We start from the raw sequence: 16,472 nt of genomic DNA, 5'->3' as shown, positions 1-16,472 counted from the left end.
ACCGCTCAGCAGAAAGTTGTCGAACAATTTACCAACGGCACTTGCGCAATGATGTGACCCCTGCTTGAATCAGGACGTCGGCCGAAATGTGACCGACGAGTCACCACATACTTCTAAGAAACTTTTTGCCGGTAGGAACCCAAGGGTTCCGGCCTCATCCGGCAGACTGCCCGCCAATAACAATACCCGTCGACCGGACTGCAATGGATCGACATGGGCCTCTCAAATTCCAGGCGTATGCCTACCTGTCACAAAGCTCGTGCAATCTCATTTGCGCGCATACCCGCTTGCCAGGAGTCTTATGACATGAGGCCAGAAATCGCTGTGCTGGATATACAGGGTCAGTATCGGGTTTACACGGAGTTCTATCGCGCAGACGCCGCAGAGAAGACCATTATCTTGGTCAACGGCTCGATGGCTACGACTGCGTCGTTTGCACAAACCGTGAAAAACCTCCATCCGCAGTTCAACGTCGTCTGCTACGACCAGCCCTACGCGGGCCGGTCAAAAGCCCACAACCTGCATGAAAAAATGCTCACCAAGGAAATCGAAGGGCAGATCCTGCTGGAGCTGATCGACCACTTCGCCGCCGAGCACGTGCTGTCGTTTTCCTGGGGCGGTGCCGCGACCATGATGGCATTGTCGCAACGGCCACGGCGCATCGAAAAAGCCGTGATCAGCTCGTTCTCCCCGGTGATCAACGCGCACATGCTCGACTACCTCGAGCGCGGCGTCGAACACCTCGGCAACCTGGATCGCGACCGGGTCGGGCACCTGGTGAACGACACCATCGGCAAACACCTGCCGTCGTTGTTCAAGCGCTTCAACTATCGCCACGTCAGCTCCCTGGCCGAACATGAGTACGGGCAGATGCACTTCCACATCAGCGACGTGCTGCACAGCGATCGCCAGTGCTACCTGCACGCGGCGAAGAAAATCGACGTGCCGGTGCTGTTCCTAAACGGCGAATGGGACGAATACACCGCCGCCGACGACGCCCGGTTGTTCGCCGGCCACGTGCAACACAGCACGTTCAGCACCATTCAGGCCACCGGCCACTTTCTCGACATGGAGCACAAAGCCGCCTGCCGAGACAGCCGCAACGCACTGATGGGCTTTCTGAAACCAGCGCAACTCGAAAGCCGACCGCGTTACCACAACGTCCAGGAACACCATGCATTGGCAGGCTGAAGTAGCGTCATCGCGAGCAAGCCCCGCCCTGCTGCGTTAAACGTATTCTGCAGGCGCGAGGCTTGCCCGCGATCGACCGTCATGCGGTCCGGGCTTTTTTGTCACATCTGCGTTAAACCCGCTCCACGTAAAGAAAAACTTCAAATCCGCAGCCGTATCTGGTACAAAGTCAGCGCTCTGAGCGGGTGTCGTATAATGGCATTACTCCAGCTTCCCAAGCTGATAACGAGGGTTCGATTCCCTTCACCCGCTCCAATCGAATTTTGATCTCACGTCAGGGTTGTTTTGACGGGGGATGCAGAGACAGAAAAAACCGGCCTTGATGGCCGGTTTTTTTATGGGCGTAATTTGATGGCGTCGGATTTATGGATAGCTTGGTCGGTCACTTTTCTGTGATCAATCGGTGAGTACATTCTTTCTTTCGCGGCTGTGTCGGCTACTCTGAAAGCTATTAGCGTTTTTCTCCAAAAATACGAATTCAGTATCAAATTTCATCCAGCATTAGTATTTTTCCACCCACGAAATTATCGTTTCGCCATAATACGGAAGTTTCGTTAGCGTTTTTCCTGTCTCCGTAAAGGATTTCGTCAATGCAAGTCGGTTTCCAGACCCTCGCGAACCGTTACAACATCGCATTGGCGCAGCCTCTGCGCGTACAGTCGATGATTGGCACCGTACGTGTCAGCCGTGAAAGCGCTGGAAACGTGGAGAACAGGTATCCGCCACGCTACCGCCCTGCAGACGATTTCGCAGGGCATTTCGAGTTCGGTCTCAAATACGAAGAGATTCATCTCGAGTTCTTTGCTCGCCTGTTTGCGGCCATAGGCCCGCAGCCTGTTGAAGACTGGTGTCGACGGGAGCCTTTTGGCCAGTATGCCCGTCGCACAGGATTCCTCTACGAATGGCTGACAGGGGAACGTCTGGAGGTGCCTGATGTGACCAATGGCGCCTATGTTGATGTACTTTCACCACAAAATTACCTGACTCGTCGTGAGTCGTTGCGAACGCGGCGCTGGCGAATCAATAACAATCTGCCAGGGACACCCGACTTCTGCCCCTTGGTTCGTCGTACCGAGCCAGTGCGGGAGGCCTTGCAATTCGATCTGCGTGCGGCTTTGGATGAGTTGGATCAAGCCTTTGGTTCCGACATCCTGATGCGAACGGCCAGCTGGCTGACGTTCAAGGAATCGCGCGCGAGTTTCCTCATCGAAAAGGAAGCCGACCAGGCCGATCGCATCCAGCGGTTTGCGCATGTCATTGCCCAGCACTGCGGCCATATAGATGCCCCATTGAGCAACGACACCCTTCGATCCCTGCAAGCCGGCATTCTGGGCCACGATGCCATCGGACTAGGCTTGCGGCGCTCCCCTGTCTTCGTGGGACAAGCGACAATGCGCGAAGACATCGTGCATTACATTGCCCCGCACTTTGAAGATCTTGCCCCCCTCCTGGAAGGCCTCAACGAGTTCGAGGTCGCAACGCGTGGTGCCGAGTCAGTGGCGCGCGCCGCGGTGCTTGCATTCGGATTCGTGTACATCCATCCAATGCGTGACGGCAACGGCCGGATCCATCGCTTTCTAATCAATGACACCTTGATCCGGGATAAGGCAGTGCCCGACGGAGTGATTCTGCCCGTGTCAGCCACGATCACCAGCTCTATCGATTTCAGGGCCGGCTACGATCGTACGCTTGAAGTATTCTCACGACCGTTCATGCGCCGTTACGCGGCAGCCTATCGGTTTGGCGAACTCGTGACCTACGAGGACGAAACGCTTAGCAATTTCAACTTCGATGAATACGTAGACGCAAGCTTTGCCTGGCGGTACCCAGACCTGACCGAGCACGTTCTCTACACCGCACGCGTTGTCGAACATACGATTCGTACGGAGATGGCAGATGAGGCCAGAGTACTGGTGATCTTTCAGCGAGCGCAGGAACAACTCAAAGAAGTGATCGAAATGCCGGATCAGGATGCCAATCGCATCATCCGCTCGATCAAGGAAAATGCTTGGAAGGTCTCCGGTAAGCTGAAAAAAGGGTACCCAATACTTGAAGATGAGCGCATGGCGCAACGTGTTGTGGATGCAGTGCGTTCGGCGTTTGAGGATCGATTGATGGGGGCCAGTGAAGAGTGATCTCCGGTAGAACTGGATAGCGTACATCTGCAGCTCAGGAGAAAGCCGGTCCGGGTGACCGGTTTTTTTGTGCGCGGGATCTGGTGATGCGCCTGCCAACGCTAGCGTTAATGCCCTACTTTTAAGGGCCCAGCAGGGGTCAACGTTAGAAAAAGCAACGTCCTACACGACACTGGGAAATGTCCGTAGACTTGCGCATTGCTGTGCCTTTGTCATGAGACCTATAGTCCGACCGCGCCCAAATGGCGTATCGGGTTTGGCGACTTGATGGCAAAGCATAGAAACCTCCGAGCTGTCTCGGAGCGTTTCTGAACGCACTTGGCTACCTGTTTATGGTGGCTGTGCGTGGGAGACCTTTGGGTCTACCGGTTTGCCTTGTCCCGGTTCGCCAACCTGCGTACAGCTACCACCTTTTGTTTGGCGACACTGAGTGGTAGTTCACTTCAATTCAAGGAATCACTCATGAATGAATATATGGCTTTAACCAGCAACGCCGACGACCTCCCCTCCCTCTACGTCAACACCACCCAACCCCTGCATTCCCTGCTCAGCACCGCCAGCTACAGAATTCGCGCCGTGACGCAGCTTCTTGAAAACCTCGCAATGCGCGGCGACCTGACCTCTGACACAGTTGTACTCAGCGACTCCGCATTGCTCTGCTGCGTGCCATTGCGCGATGGTTGCGATGTGCTGGACGTTATCGCTCGACGCATGGATGCAGAACCATCCTGACAGTCCACCCGGCGCCTTTCGGGGGCGCCCTTTGGGGTTCATAACCTCACCCGCTGTGTTCACGGAGGACCATGAACATGTTTTACCCGATTGCGATTTTCATGGACGACGACGAACATGCGTGGGGTGTTGAAGTCCCGGATGTGCCAGGTTGTTTTAGCGCCGGTGAAGATCTGGAAGATGCAATAGCCATGGTTCAACAAGCCATTGAGGGGTATTTCGAGATGCTCGCCGAGAACGGTGCACCCTTCCCCTCAGCCAGCAGCGTTACCCTGCACACATCTAATCCAAGGTACGCTGGCTGTACGTGGGCACTGGTGGAAATCGACGTGATCGAGTAACTGATTGGAGCCCCTGATATGACTCAAAACAGTGGGTTGGTGTTCAGCGCTGAATGTGACCCTGCCACCTGGACGCTCATATCTTTTGCGTATAGATCACCGCAAGCGAGTAAAGAAGCCGTAGAGCTGCGTTGAGCCCAGCAACAGTTCCCTTATTCTCCCGGCTCATCCTTCGCCTGGAGATCAACATGCACAATTCAGAGTTGGGAATCATGATCATTTCATTGATCGGGTTGTTCGGCTTTGCCTCCTTTGCCTTTGAGTACTTGAGTGCCCGACGCTCAAAAAAGAACAAGCCACAGTGATTATTCAAAATCGAAAAAAGGGGCAGATGACGCTCATCAACTGTCCCTGTTTTGCTTCAGCGGGTCGCGACGATAAACAGTCGCGGAAATGGTAACAGCACCGAACCATCGGCCATGGCCGGGTACGCCCGCTCGATAGCAGTCTGATATTGCTTCAGATACTGCGCCCGTTCCGCCTCGTCCAACGGATCGAGAAACGGTCGCAAGCCACTGCCCTTGAACCACTCCACCACGCCAGATGCACCGCCTGCGAGCGGATGATGGTAAGTGGTGCGCCACACATCGACGCGGGTGCAACAGGCTTTCAAAATCGAATAGTAGCCACTGGCATCGGCCATTTCGGTCCTTTGCCCGGCGGCACCTGCCAGTTTGCCGACCCATGGGCCATCAGCGGCGACTTCACGCATCAAGCGGTGCGAGTGTTCATTCAGGTTGTCAGGCATCTGGACGGCCAGGCTGCCACCCGGCGCCAGTTTGCTCACCAGCGACGGTAGCAACGTGGCGTGATCAGGCACCCACTGCAATACCGCGTTGGCGAAAATCACATCGAACGGGCCACTGTCATTCCAGGTGTCGATGTCGGCGATGTCGAACTGCACCTGCGGCAAGCGCTTGCGCGCGGCGTCGATCATGTCGCTGGAACTGTCCAGCCCACGCACCGTGGCATCGGCAAAGCGCTCCACCAGCAACTCGGTGGAGTTGCCGGGCCCGCAACCGATATCGATGGCCAAGCGCACGTCCCCGGCGGGGACAGCCGCCAGCAGGTCACGGGCGGGACGGGTGCGCTCATCTTCAAAAGCGACGTACTGTTTGGCGGACCAACTCATTGCGTTCTCCTGTCGGTACGTTGTCGTGATCTGGGCAGACCACCAGTTCACTACGATACATCGGCCAATAGGCTCTGCTCTATTCCACCTTTGTTGCGAAAACTTCTGTGGGAACGAGCTTGCTCGCGATGGCGATTGCACAGTCAACATCGTCGTCGACTGACATGGCGCTATCGCGAGCAAGCTCGCTCCCACAGTTTTTCACCTTAACTGATCGGCCTAGGCTCTATTAGTCAGTTTTTTCGTCGCTAGACAGCAATCTTAATCGTAGTACCCGACAGTCTTCTTCAAATGATCCGAGTACTCGTAAATGTCATCAACGGAGTTGATTGCATGCCGGGTTTCATTCTTCTCTTCGTCAAATATGCCGATGTATTTCTGTGATCGGTTGAAGTGCAGTCGGCAGATCGGCTTGCGGTTGTTGTCGTCGAGCAGGATGCCGAAGTAACTCTGTGTGTCACGCTGAACAATCCGCTTGGCATCAACAACCGACCGAACCACGGCCCGGACGATGTGATAGCCCTCCAGTTCTTCCAATGTCGTCAGAACTTTGTCCTCTGGCTCATCTCGAACATCGGATTGTTCAGTGTCACCAGTAGCGACTGGTAAAGAGGCCTGCGCAGGCTGGAGGGCGCCACTCATTGCCGACTTGAGCCTGTCATTGATTTGGTCGTTGAGAAACTGCACCACAGCCTTTCTCGTGAGCTCATGGAACTGTTCGCGGACCTTCTGAGTAATCACTCCGTCGTAAACCCGAGAAGCAAACACTTTCACGAAGTCGTCGTCAGGCTTGCTTACCTGAGAAGCAATCACCTTCTTGATTTGGCTGACGTACTTCAGCTCACCTGCGGCGCTGATGATCGACTCCACATCGAATGCAGATTTGGTGAGTTTCACCAACTCTGGGACGGAATACTCGTCGATATCCAGCAGGTCGAGTTCAAGGAATGGCTTCTCGTCCATTTTGTTTGGCGCGTCCAGGTCAGTGAAAAACTTATAGACCTGGCCATTGGTGAGAATGGAGATTCGAGCGCTGGTGACATGAAAATAGCGGAACAGCTGGGAGGCGTGATTGATATGCAGCGGCTCACCAATTTTTTTGCACTCGATGAGAATCTGAACCTCACCAGCCTTCATGATTGCGTAATCAATTTTCTCCCCTTTCTTCGTTCCAATATCGCAAACGAATTCAGGTGTCACTTCCGTCGGATCGAAAACATCGTAGCCCAGTACCGTACTGATAAAGGGCATGACAAAAGCATTCTTGGTCGCTTCTTCCGTTTGAATGGCAGCGCTCTGCAAACGAACTTTGGCAGCGAGACTTGCTAATTTTTCGAAGAATTCCATGAGTAGCCTCTTTTCCGGTTTCGATCCGTGTGAACACATGCTGGCAAATTGACTGCCATTGATACTAGACACAAACCGATACAAAGGAAGATTCCCACCCAAAATTAAGATCTTGCCTACCTCCATGCTTCATTGGTTTGCAACCCCAGCCGAATTTTCATTCTCCCGCCACTGTCTGAAAAATCAGGCGCCCCCTCAAAAGGAACACGGTCATGAAATTCGCAAAAATCGCGCAGAAACTAGCCCTCTGGGCCGGTAGCCCCAAGACGTTCATGAGCGCGTTGATCCTGATTTTCCTGTGGGGTTTGAGCGGGCCGATTTTTCATTTCAACGATACCTGGCAACTGGTCATCAATACCTCGACCACCATCATCACTTTCCTGATGGTGTTCCTGATCCAGAACACGCAGAACCGCGACACCGACATCCTGCACTTGAAAGTCGACGAATTGCTGCGGGTGACCAAGGAGGCGCAACAGGCCATGCTCGGGCTTGAGGCGTTGGACCTCAAGCAACTGGAGGCGCTGCGCAGGCACTACCGCGCCATGGGCGAGAACCAGGTGTTCGACCTCGACGGCCTGAACCCAACGCATAATCCCAAGCCGCATCTGGACCAGTGCTGAACAGAAAAACGGCGCGTGACTGAAGCCCCGCGCCGTTTGTGTTCAAACCTTCAGGTCAACGGCTGGCTTGCAACGCCTTGGCCATTTCCAGGTGATTTTGCAATTTAGGCAGGGTTTCTTCGGCGAACGCCTTGATTTGCGGCACGTCGGTGGTCTGCGCCTCCTGCTGCAGCTGTTCGATGGCTTCCTGCGTGGTCTTCACCTGACTGGCTGTATAGGCCTCGTCGTAGGTCGCCCCATCCATGACTTGTGGCATCAGGGCTTTGGCCTTTTCGACAATTTCTTCCCGGGGGGCGACCGGTATATCCAGTTGCTTGGCGATTTTAGCCAGGTGCTGGTTCGCCGTGGTGCGGTCGTTGATGACGATAATGGTGTAGTCCTTGACCTCTTTGGACTCGGCTTTCTGGTGCGCCAGGCGACTAGCTTCAATATCGGCAATACCTTTTGCCGAGGCCTCGTCGATGAACTCGGCAGTCGACTGGGCAAAGACGCCACTGGCAAACAGGCCCAGTAACGCGGCAAGACTGGTATTACATAATCGGGTGGCCATCCGGTTCATGGTCGCGCCCTCCTCTTCAAATTCAAACGGGAGCTTTCGCCCCCGCTTCTCAATCAAAACCACCATCATCCATTACTTGGATTTCTGTCCGGGCTTGCGGCCCATGTCGGGTTTCGCAGGCTCTTTGTCGACAGTCGTCGTGGTGGTTTTCCCACCCTTGCGACCGGCTTCAGAGGCCTTCGTTCGATCATTGGCGAAGTTCCCCGAGTTCGAGTTTCTTGAATTAGGCATGATTCTCTTCCTCTTGGTGGTAGTCGCGGCGAGCTGTAGCCCGCATAGAATCTGAATTTGCGCGCCCCAAAAGGTTTAGAAAATTACGTGGATGCCACGACGAACGGTGCGCGGTTTTTCAGACCAGTCGCAGGTGATGCTCGCGTTTGGCGCAGTACATCGCCTCGTCGGCATGCCGGAACAATTGCTTCTCTTCGGTGCCGTGATCGGGGTATTGGGCGACGCCGATGCTGGGCTGGATATTCAGGCTGTGCCCGTCCAGGCGCAGGGGCTGAGCCAGGACCTGGCGGACTTTCTCGACCACAAGGTCGGTATCGTCCGCCGCGTGAATGCTGTGCAGCAACACCACGAATTCATCGCCGCCGATGCGGGCCACGGTGTCGATTTCCCGCACGCAGCCCTTGAGCCTGTTGGCCACCGCTTGCAACAGCATGTCGCCGACCGCGTGCCCATGGGTGTCGTTGACTTGCTTGAAGCGGTCAAGGTCGACGTACAGCAGCGCCATGCGCCCGCCGCCCTCCCGGGCCACTTGCAGTGACGCCTTGAGCCGTTCGCGCAGCAGCTCGCGGTTGGGTAACTGGGTCAGTTGGTCGTACTGGGCCATGTGTTGCAGGCGGGCGTGCAATTGCTTGCGCTCGATGGCGGTGGCGACCTGGGCGCAGACGTATTGCAGCAGCTCCTTGTCTTGCTCGGTGTAGCGTTCGCCGCCCGGAATGCTTTTGACGATCAGCGCGCCGATGGTGCCGTTTTGCGAACTCAGCGGCACACCCAGCCAACAGGGTGCGTTCTGTTCGGTCTGCAGCATTTCGAAGCCGGCAAGAGGTGGGCACTGGCCCGGAGTCAACAGGATCGGCTGCCCCGTGCAGATCACCTCGACACACAGGCGCCCGGTCATGGTTCCGGGCTGTTCGGGCTGTGGCTCGTGGTCATCGACGTGATAGGGAAAGTTCAGCTGTGCGCAGTGCTGGTCGTACAGCGCCACGGAAAAACTCAATGCCGGCAGCCATTCGCCGATGATCATGTGGATGCGCTTGAACAACGCCAGCAGATCCTCTGCCGCATGGGCCGCTTCGGAAATCGCGTACAACGCTGCCTGCCGGGACTCGGCCTGCTTACGCTCGGTAATGTCACGAGCAACGGCGATGCGCAGTTGATCGTCCTCGGACCAACGTGCCGACCAGAGGATGTGCACCACACTGCCATCCTTGCGCAGGTAGCGGTTTTCGAAGTTGAGCTTGGGCTCACCGCCCATGATTTCCCGGGCGGCGTCGAGGGTGCGCTGGCGATCGCCCGGGTGCACCATGTCGATCATCGCCTCGCCGATCATCTCATCGGCGCTGTAGCCAAAAATGCGCTCGCATGCCGCGCTGACAAAGACGAAGCGGCCCTGCTTATCCACCGCACAGACGGCGTCCAGCAACAGATCGATATAACTCGCCAGCGGCGCGGAATTCCGGTTTTCCATGGTTCAGCGTGGGTGCCCCGATAATGCAGCGCTCTTCAATCATCCCTGCCCCGTCAGCCTTGCATCCCTGTGATTACATTCAAGCCTTTTCCGGCATCAGCCCCGGCAACGCATGGACCAGCGCATTGATGGCGAAACCGATGAACATTACCCCGCACAACCGGGTGATTGCCAGTTCATGACGCTGGTACAAGGTGCGCACACGCCGTGCACCGACGATGCCGATGAGAATAGCGTAGGCGAGCAACCCGCCGACGAAACTCAGGGCGATCAGCGCTGGCAGCATTGACCAGTTGAGCAGTTCCGCGCGACTCGACAGCAATGCCGTGAACGTCGCCACCGCCACCGGATAGGCCTTGGGATTGGTCAGGCCAAACAGGATGCCGTGCCAGAACGGCTGCCGCGCCGGGCCTTGCGGCGCATCAGCGCTGCTGCGGCGGGCGCGCACCGCACGCCAGCCGAGCCAGAACAGGTACAGGCCGCTGAGCACACCGAGCACGTCGAACGCGGTACTGCCGATCTCCCGCGCACCGACAATCGCAATCAGCGCCGTGCTGCACCAGACCACATCACCGAGCAAATGCCCGCACAGAAACCCCGCCCCGGCCCGTCGCCCATGGGCCGCGCCAATGCCGAACACCGCCAGCACACCCGGCCCCGGGGTGATGCCGTAGATAAAACCCGAGGCAAGCACGGCCATTAGCAACGATGGGGTCATGGGGAGTCCTTTTGAACGGCTTGGTGAATGATGGCCAGTCTATATCAGGTCATTGCCTGTCGACTGAAACATCTCGACAGACGAACGGGCTGGCCCCGCTTCACTGATGACGGTGTAGTATGTTGTATTACAAACCACTACATCGAGACCACCATGTCAGTTATGTCCCTGCGCATACCAGACGAAATCGCCGATACTCTCGCGAGTCTTTCCAAAGCAACGGGCCGCAGCAAATCATTTCTGGCCGTGGATGCACTGCGTGAGTACCTGGCCCGTGAAGCGTGGCAAATCGAGGAAATTCAGAAAGCCTTGAAAGAAGCCGATGAAGGTGACTTCGCGACACAAGAACAAGTGAACGCTATTGCAGACAAGTGGACGGCGAATGCGCGTTGAGTGGTTGCGTACGGCGTTAAAGAATCTGGATGACGAAGCCGCGTACATTGCCATCGAGAATCCAAAAGCTGCAGCAGATTTTGTCCAGGCAATTCTCGCCAGTGTCGATCACCTTGCACGATTTCCAGCGACGGGCCGTGAAGGACGCCTACCCGGTACCCGGGAATGGGTCATGCCTGATCGCCCCTATTTGATTCCCTACCGGGTTCGCCAAGGTCGGCTTCAGGTACTACGGATTTTTCATACGCGTCGCCTGCCACCTTCCAATTGGTAAAGGCCATTTTAGAAAAGCCTCTAGCGTTCGATCCCCTCCCCAATCCTGCGATTCAACCAGTTCAACGCCTGATCCCCACCCCGCCGTTTATGCCACGCCAACACAAAGGTGAACGACGGAATGTGAAACGGCGGTGGCACGACAACCAATGAAGACTGATCGATATCGCGCAAGCCGCGCGACGCGACGGTGAGGATCAGGTCGGTGCCGCTGATGAGCTCCGGGGCCACGCTCCAGTGTGGCAGGCTGACAGCCACACGACGACGTTCGCGCAATGCAGTCAATGCACGTTCGATTTCCGGGGTGCCGCTGCCGCGCATTTCCAGCAGGACGTGAGGCCGAGCCAGGTAAGTGGGCAGGTCGAGGCCACCATCGGCGGGCAGGCTGTTGCGGTCCACCAGGCAGGCATAGTGCTCTTCGAACAGGTGCGTGCTGCGCAACTCATGGGGCATTTCCGGGAACACACCGGCGGCGACATCAATGTCACCGTTGAGCACCCCTTCGAGCATGCTTTCGCGGCTTCCATGGCTGATTTGCAGGTCGATGCCCGGCGCTTCGCGGCGCAACGTACGGATCAGTCCCGGCAGGACAATGGCGGCGCCGTAGTCGGACATCGCCAGACGGAAGGTGCGCTGGGTGGTCGCGGGATCGAAGGCGTTCGGCGCCAGCAGCGCTTGCACCTGGGCCAGGGCTGCGGCCAGCGGTACCACGAGTTCCAGCGCTCGCGGAGTCTGCACAAGACCGGCACCGGCGCGCACCAGCAGCGGATCGCCGAGCAGGTTACGCAAGCGCGCCAGCGCATGGCTGACCGCTGGCTGGCTCAAGTGCAGACGCTCGGCCGCCCGGGTCACGTGTTGCTCGCTGAGCAAGGCGTCGAGGATCACCAGCAAGTTGAGGTCGATACGGCGAAGATTATTCATCTGCTGCATGTTCTGGATAACAAAACGGAATTTAAATCTGCGTGACGAATACCCTAGAGTCCAGCAAAACCTGTTGGAGATCGATCATGAGTACGTTGCATTGGGCCGGTCTGATTGGACTGGCGATGATCGCCGGGGCGGTGGTGCCGTTTCAGAGCGCGATCAACGTCAATCTCGGGCGCGGGTTGGGCCATCCGCTGTGGGCGACACTCGCCTCGTTGCTGGTGAGCGTCCTGGTGCTGATGCCGATCATCGTTGCGATGCGCTTGCCGTTGCCATCACTGGCATTCATCAGCAAGGCGCCGCTCTGGATGTGGGCCGGTGGCGCTTTTGGGGTGATATTCATTTCCCTGGCATTGGTGCTGCTGCCCAAGCTGGGTGCCGCGGGGTTCATGGCATTGGCGCTGGCGGGGCAAGTGGTGGGGTCGTTGTTGCTGGATCACTTTGGCTGGTTTGGGTTGGTGGAGCGGCCAGTCAGCTTGTCCAAGGTGTTTGGGGTGGTGCTGTTGGTGGCCGGGGTGGTGTTGATTCAGTTTAGTGACGCTGCGGAAAAAGCGATGACAGCGACTTCTTGAAGATCAAAAGATCGCAGCCTCCGGCAGCGCCTACCGGGATGCGTGGTCCGAGCAGGCGCTGCCGAAGGCTGCAATCTTTTAAAACTTATCGAGTGTGCGCAACTTCTGCGGCAACCCCCACAGCAACAGCGCCACCGCAATCAGCGCACATACACCAATGACATACAGCGCCGGCGTGGTGCTGCCGGTCAGGTCCTTGATTCGGCCGACCATCACCGGGCTGACGATGCCGCCGAACTGGCCCAGGGTGTTGATCACCGCAATCCCGCCGGCCGCGCCCGCGCCGGCACCGGCCAGCAGTTTCGGCGGCAGGGTCCAGAAGCTCGGGATGGAGGCGATGATCCCGGCACCGAGCAGGCCCAACGCAATAATCAGGAAGGTCGTGTGACTGGCGAAGATCCCCGCACAGAAGAACCCGACCGCACCAACCGCCACCAGACCGGCGACAAACTTGCGTCGCTCGCCAGAAGCATCGGACAGCCGTCCGATCACCACCATGCTGATGGCGCCGCAGATGTACGGGATGGCCGTCAGCAAGCCGATCATCACCGGACTCTCAGTACCTGCGCTGCGGATCAGTTGCGGCGCCCAGAAATTCAAGCCGTAGGACGCCACCTGAATCAGGAAATAGATCAGCCCCAAGGTCAGGAAGCCCGGAATCCGTAGCGCGGCGAGCAGCGAGCCACCGCTCTTGTGCGGCTCATGCTGAGCGATACGGCTGGCCAGCAAAGTCTTCTCCGAAGGCGTCAGCCAATGGGCGTCTTCGATGCGGTCCTTGAGCAGGGTCAGCACCAGCAAACCGAGGCCGATACACGGCACGCCACCGAGCAGGAACAGCCAGTGCCAGCCACGCATTTGCAGCACACCGTCAAGGTGTTGCAGCACCAGGCCCGAGAACGGCGCACCCACCAGGCCGGCGAACGCCGACGCCAGGAACAGCATCGAGGTGATGCGCCCGCGATAGTGCTGCGGGAACCACAGGGTCAGGTAATACAGCACGCCCGGAGCGAAACCCGCCTCCATCGCGCCGATCACGAAGCGCAGCACGTAGAACTGCCATTCGCTGTTGACGAACACCATGGCCGCCGTGGCCAGGCCCCAGGACATCATGATCCGGGCGATCCAGCGCCGGGCGCCGACCTTGTACAGCATCATGTTGCTGGGCACTTCGAAAATCACATAACCGACCACGAACAACCCGGCACCCAGGCCGTAAGCGGTGTCGCTCAGGCTCAGGTCGGCCTGCAGCTGAAACTTGGCGAAGCTGATGTTGATGCGGTCGAAAAAGGCGAACAGGTAGCAGACCATGATCAGCGGCATCAGGCGCCAGGCGACTTTGCTGACCAGGGCTTTTTCTTCGTCGTGGCTAACGGCCGGGCTCGCGCCGGCCTCCAGTGCATTAAGGCTCATTGCGTTTCTCCAGGCGGACTTCCCGTGGGTGTCCGATTGTTTTTGTTGTCTGGTAAATGTTCGATTTCACTGTAGGAGCGAACTCGCTCGCGATGAACCTGAGATCGCCGCGGGGTATCTGGCATCCAGCGTTATCGTTGACGTCCATCGCGAGCATGCTCGCTCCTACAGGAGGGCAGTTTGCTCAGGAGGGCACGGGGTGCAGGTCACAATTGCGCCCGGCCTTGGCCAGTTGACCGGGCACTTCGTGGCCGAGCAGAGCCGGCAGTCCCCGGGACAGTTTCAGCAGCAGCGGCAAATCGATGCCGGTGTGAATGCCGACTTCATCGCACAGGTTCACCAGATCCTCGGTGCAGATGTTTCCCGATGCCCCCGGTGCGAACGGGCAGCCGCCGAGGCCACCGAGGGCCGCGTCGAAGCGCCGGGCACCGGCCTCGTAAGCGGCCAGCACGTTGCACAGGCCAAGACCGCGAGTGTTGTGAAAATGCAGGGTCAGGTCCGATGGGGAAACCCTTTGCAGCACCCGGCGCACCAGCCGGTCGACCTGACGCGGGTTGGCCATGCCCGTGGTATCGGCCAGGGTGATGCCCTGGATGCCGAGCTCCTGATAGGCGTCGACGATTTGCAGTACCCGGTCCTCATCGATCTTGCCTTCGAACGGGCAGCCGAAGGTGGTGGCGATGCTGGCGTTGAGTCGCACCGGGCTGTCGCCGACGAACTGCACAATCTCGCCGAACGCGGCCAACGAATCTTCACAGCGCATGCGCATGTTCGCCAGGTTGTGGGTCTGGCTGGCGGACATCACCAGGTTCAGCTCATCGGCACGGCACGCCAATGCCCGTTGCGCGCCTTTGAGGTTGGGGATCAGCGCGACATAGATCACCCCCGGTTGCCGGCTAATGCCCTTGAACACCAGTTCACCATCGCGCAGCGCAGGAATGGCCTTGGGCGACACGAACGAACCGGCTTCGATGCGGCTGAACCCGGCCAGCGACAGTTGATCGATCAGAGCGATCTTGTCGTGGGTTTCAACCCAGGTGGGCTCGATTTGCAAACCGTCGCGCGGGGACACTTCCTGCACGATCAGGCTGTTGGAATAATCGGTGATCATTGCACCACTCCTTCGACTTTCAGGCGTTCGATATCTGTTGCAGTCAGGCCCAATTGCGCGAGGATGCCGTCGGTGTGCTGGCCCAGCCCGGGGCCGGACCAGTTCACGCCGCCGGGCGTCTCGGAGAGTTTCGGCACGATGCCTGGCATCTTCACCGTGGCGCCACCGGGCAACTCGGCATTGAGCAGCATGTCCCGCGCCTGATAGTGCGGATCGGCGACGATGTCGGCCACCGAGTAGATGCGTCCGGCCGGGACTTCGGCGGCCTCCAGCGCGGCCAGCACTTCGTCGATGGGCAGACTGCTGGTCCAGTGGGTGATGGCGGCGTCGAGCAGGTTGCTCTTGGCTGCACGCCCGTCGTTGTGGGCGAACTCCGGGGCCTCGGCCAGATCGGCGCGGCCGATGGTTTGCATCAGGCGTTTGTAGATCGGATCGCTGTTGCCGGCGATCACCACGTAGGCGCCGTCGGCCGTCAGGTAGGTGTTGGACGGCGCGATGCCCGGCAAGGCACCGCCGCTGCGTTCGCGCACATGGCCAAGCATGTCGTATTCCGGCACCAGGCTTTCCATGACGTTGAACACGCTTTCGGCCAGGGACACATCAACGATTTGCCCGCCGCCCTGCCCGGTCTTGACCCTTAGCAGCGACATCAGCGCACCGATCACCGCATGCAGCGAAGCCAGGGAATCGCCAAGGCTCACGCCGACCCGCGCCGGCGGCGAACCAGGCGTGCCGGTGGTGTAGCGAATCCCGCCCATGGCCTCGCCGATGGCACCAAAACCTGGACGGTCGCGGTAAGGACCGGTCTGGCCGTAACCGGAAATCCGCACCAGCGTCAGGTTGGGGTTGAGCGCATGCAACACGTCCCAACCCAGGCCGAGTTTCTCCAGGGCGCCGGGGCGCAGGTTTTCGATCAGTACATCGGCGCTGGTCGCCAGTTGCTTGACCAGTTCGATGCCTTCAGGGGATTTGAGGTTCAGCGCCAGGGACTTCTTGTTGCGTGATTGCAGGTACCACCACAACGAGGTGCCTTCGTGCAGCTTGCGCCATTTGCGCAGGGGATCGCCCTGGCCCATGGATTCGATCTTGATCACCTCGGCGCCGAACTCGGCCAGCATGCGCGCCGCAAACGGCGCGGCGATCAGCGTGCCGATCTCGATCACTTTGATCGCACTCAAAGGGGCAGTCATCGCGGGGTACCTCTTGTTCTTGGAATATGTGCCAAGGCTAGAGGACAGGTAGCTCGGGAATCCAACCTTCAGTTGGCAACGGGTGTTCGCGAAATGCGAACGCTTTGGGAAATTGTCGTGGCCTC

17 protein-coding genes, 1 tRNA gene and 1 pseudogene are annotated in these 16,472 nt (G+C 58.1%); 9 read left to right on the top strand and 10 right to left on the bottom strand.

Annotated features, from left to right (window positions below; translation table 11 throughout):
• Positions 1-306: 306 nt before the first annotated feature.
• From PSJE_RS16555 to PSJE_RS16535, 5 genes and pseudogenes are all read left to right on the top strand, one after another.
• Positions 307-1,191 carry an alpha/beta fold hydrolase gene (locus PSJE_RS16555; protein ID WP_090453634.1) on the top strand — a complete coding sequence of 295 codons (885 nt, stop codon included), beginning with the start codon at positions 307-309 and terminating at the stop codon, positions 1,189-1,191.
• Between the two features lie 181 nt (positions 1,192-1,372).
• A tRNA-Gly gene (locus PSJE_RS16550) sits at positions 1,373-1,446 on the top strand.
• Between the two features lie 335 nt (positions 1,447-1,781).
• Positions 1,782-3,326: a Fic family protein gene (locus PSJE_RS16545; RefSeq protein ID WP_090453632.1), complete on the top strand. Its 1,545-nt coding sequence runs from the start codon at positions 1,782-1,784 to the stop codon at positions 3,324-3,326.
• A gap of 462 nt (positions 3,327-3,788) precedes the next feature.
• Positions 3,789-4,058, top strand: coding sequence for a short-chain dehydrogenase (locus tag PSJE_RS16540; RefSeq protein WP_090453630.1), 270 nt, complete (start codon positions 3,789-3,791; stop codon positions 4,056-4,058).
• A 77-nt stretch (positions 4,059-4,135) separates the two neighbouring features.
• Positions 4,136-4,390: pseudogene (locus PSJE_RS16535) on the top strand (type II toxin-antitoxin system HicB family antitoxin); the annotation flags it as partial.
• Between the two features lie 370 nt (positions 4,391-4,760).
• Here PSJE_RS16535 and tam read toward each other — a convergent pair.
• Positions 4,761-5,531, bottom strand: coding sequence for a trans-aconitate 2-methyltransferase (tam, locus tag PSJE_RS16530; RefSeq protein WP_090453628.1), 771 nt, complete (start codon positions 5,529-5,531; stop codon positions 4,761-4,763).
• Positions 5,532-5,792: 261 nt separating this feature from the next.
• Positions 5,793-6,878 carry a type I restriction endonuclease gene (locus PSJE_RS16525; RefSeq protein ID WP_090453626.1) on the bottom strand — a complete coding sequence of 362 codons (1,086 nt, stop codon included), beginning with the start codon at positions 6,876-6,878 and terminating at the stop codon, positions 5,793-5,795.
• A 212-nt stretch (positions 6,879-7,090) separates the two neighbouring features.
• Here PSJE_RS16525 and PSJE_RS16520 point away from each other — a divergent pair, with 212 nt between their 5' ends.
• Positions 7,091-7,501 (top strand): low affinity iron permease family protein, encoded by a 411-nt coding sequence (locus PSJE_RS16520; protein ID WP_090453624.1) that lies wholly within the window; start codon positions 7,091-7,093, stop codon positions 7,499-7,501.
• A 55-nt stretch (positions 7,502-7,556) separates the two neighbouring features.
• On the opposite strand, the gene PSJE_RS16515 is transcribed toward PSJE_RS16520, so the two are convergent.
• From PSJE_RS16515 to PSJE_RS16500, 4 genes are all read right to left on the bottom strand, one after another.
• Positions 7,557-8,060, bottom strand: coding sequence for a DUF4142 domain-containing protein (locus PSJE_RS16515; protein WP_057716657.1), 504 nt, complete (start codon positions 8,058-8,060; stop codon positions 7,557-7,559).
• 72 nt (positions 8,061-8,132) lie between these two features.
• Entirely contained in the window at positions 8,133-8,291 is a 159-nt protein-coding gene (locus PSJE_RS16510) for a KGG domain-containing protein (RefSeq protein ID WP_007976786.1), read from the bottom strand.
• A 118-nt stretch (positions 8,292-8,409) separates the two neighbouring features.
• Positions 8,410-9,756 (bottom strand): sensor domain-containing protein, encoded by a 1,347-nt coding sequence (locus PSJE_RS16505; RefSeq protein ID WP_090453622.1) that lies wholly within the window; start codon positions 9,754-9,756, stop codon positions 8,410-8,412.
• A 79-nt stretch (positions 9,757-9,835) separates the two neighbouring features.
• The gene (locus tag PSJE_RS16500; protein ID WP_090453620.1) at positions 9,836-10,474 is read right to left on the bottom strand and encodes a LysE family translocator; all 639 of its coding nucleotides are present in this window, start codon (positions 10,472-10,474) and stop codon (positions 9,836-9,838) included.
• A 153-nt stretch (positions 10,475-10,627) separates the two neighbouring features.
• Between PSJE_RS16500 and PSJE_RS16495 the strand changes: the two genes are divergently transcribed.
• Both PSJE_RS16495 and PSJE_RS16490 read left to right on the top strand, forming a co-directional pair.
• Positions 10,628-10,867, top strand: a complete 240-nt coding sequence (locus PSJE_RS16495) for a CopG family ribbon-helix-helix protein (protein WP_090453618.1) — start codon at positions 10,628-10,630, stop codon at positions 10,865-10,867.
• Complete coding sequence (locus PSJE_RS16490; RefSeq protein ID WP_090453616.1) at positions 10,857-11,141, top strand: type II toxin-antitoxin system RelE/ParE family toxin; 285 nt, start codon at positions 10,857-10,859, stop codon at positions 11,139-11,141. The genes PSJE_RS16495 and PSJE_RS16490 overlap by 11 nt, the downstream gene beginning before the upstream one ends.
• Positions 11,142-11,161: 20 nt before the next feature.
• On the opposite strand, the gene PSJE_RS16485 is transcribed toward PSJE_RS16490, so the two are convergent.
• Positions 11,162-12,070, bottom strand: coding sequence for a LysR family transcriptional regulator (locus tag PSJE_RS16485; RefSeq protein WP_090453614.1), 909 nt, complete (start codon positions 12,068-12,070; stop codon positions 11,162-11,164).
• A gap of 77 nt (positions 12,071-12,147) precedes the next feature.
• On the opposite strand from PSJE_RS16485, the gene PSJE_RS16480 reads away from it, so the two are divergent.
• Entirely contained in the window at positions 12,148-12,636 is a 489-nt protein-coding gene (locus tag PSJE_RS16480) for a DMT family transporter (RefSeq protein WP_090453612.1), read from the top strand.
• Between the two features lie 78 nt (positions 12,637-12,714).
• Here PSJE_RS16480 and PSJE_RS16475 read toward each other — a convergent pair whose 3' ends face one another.
• From PSJE_RS16475 to PSJE_RS16465, 3 genes are all read right to left on the bottom strand, one after another.
• Positions 12,715-14,046 carry an MFS transporter gene (locus tag PSJE_RS16475; RefSeq protein ID WP_090453610.1) on the bottom strand — a complete coding sequence of 444 codons (1,332 nt, stop codon included), beginning with the start codon at positions 14,044-14,046 and terminating at the stop codon, positions 12,715-12,717.
• Between the two features lie 184 nt (positions 14,047-14,230).
• A complete protein-coding gene (locus tag PSJE_RS16470) occupies positions 14,231-15,157 on the bottom strand; it encodes a hydroxymethylglutaryl-CoA lyase (RefSeq protein ID WP_090453608.1) in 927 nt (308 codons plus the stop codon).
• On the bottom strand, positions 15,154-16,347 hold the full coding sequence (locus tag PSJE_RS16465; RefSeq protein ID WP_090453606.1) for a CaiB/BaiF CoA transferase family protein: 1,194 nt from the start codon (positions 16,345-16,347) through the stop codon (positions 15,154-15,156). The genes PSJE_RS16470 and PSJE_RS16465 overlap by 4 nt, the downstream gene beginning before the upstream one ends.
• Positions 16,348-16,472: the final 125 nt, after the last annotated feature.

Source organism: Pseudomonas jessenii (assembly GCF_002236115.1).
Taxonomy (GTDB): Bacteria; Pseudomonadota; Gammaproteobacteria; order Pseudomonadales; family Pseudomonadaceae; genus Aquipseudomonas; species Aquipseudomonas jessenii.
The sequence above is the reverse complement of the archived record's forward strand: the minus strand, read 5'-3'. Positions and strand labels throughout refer to the sequence as shown.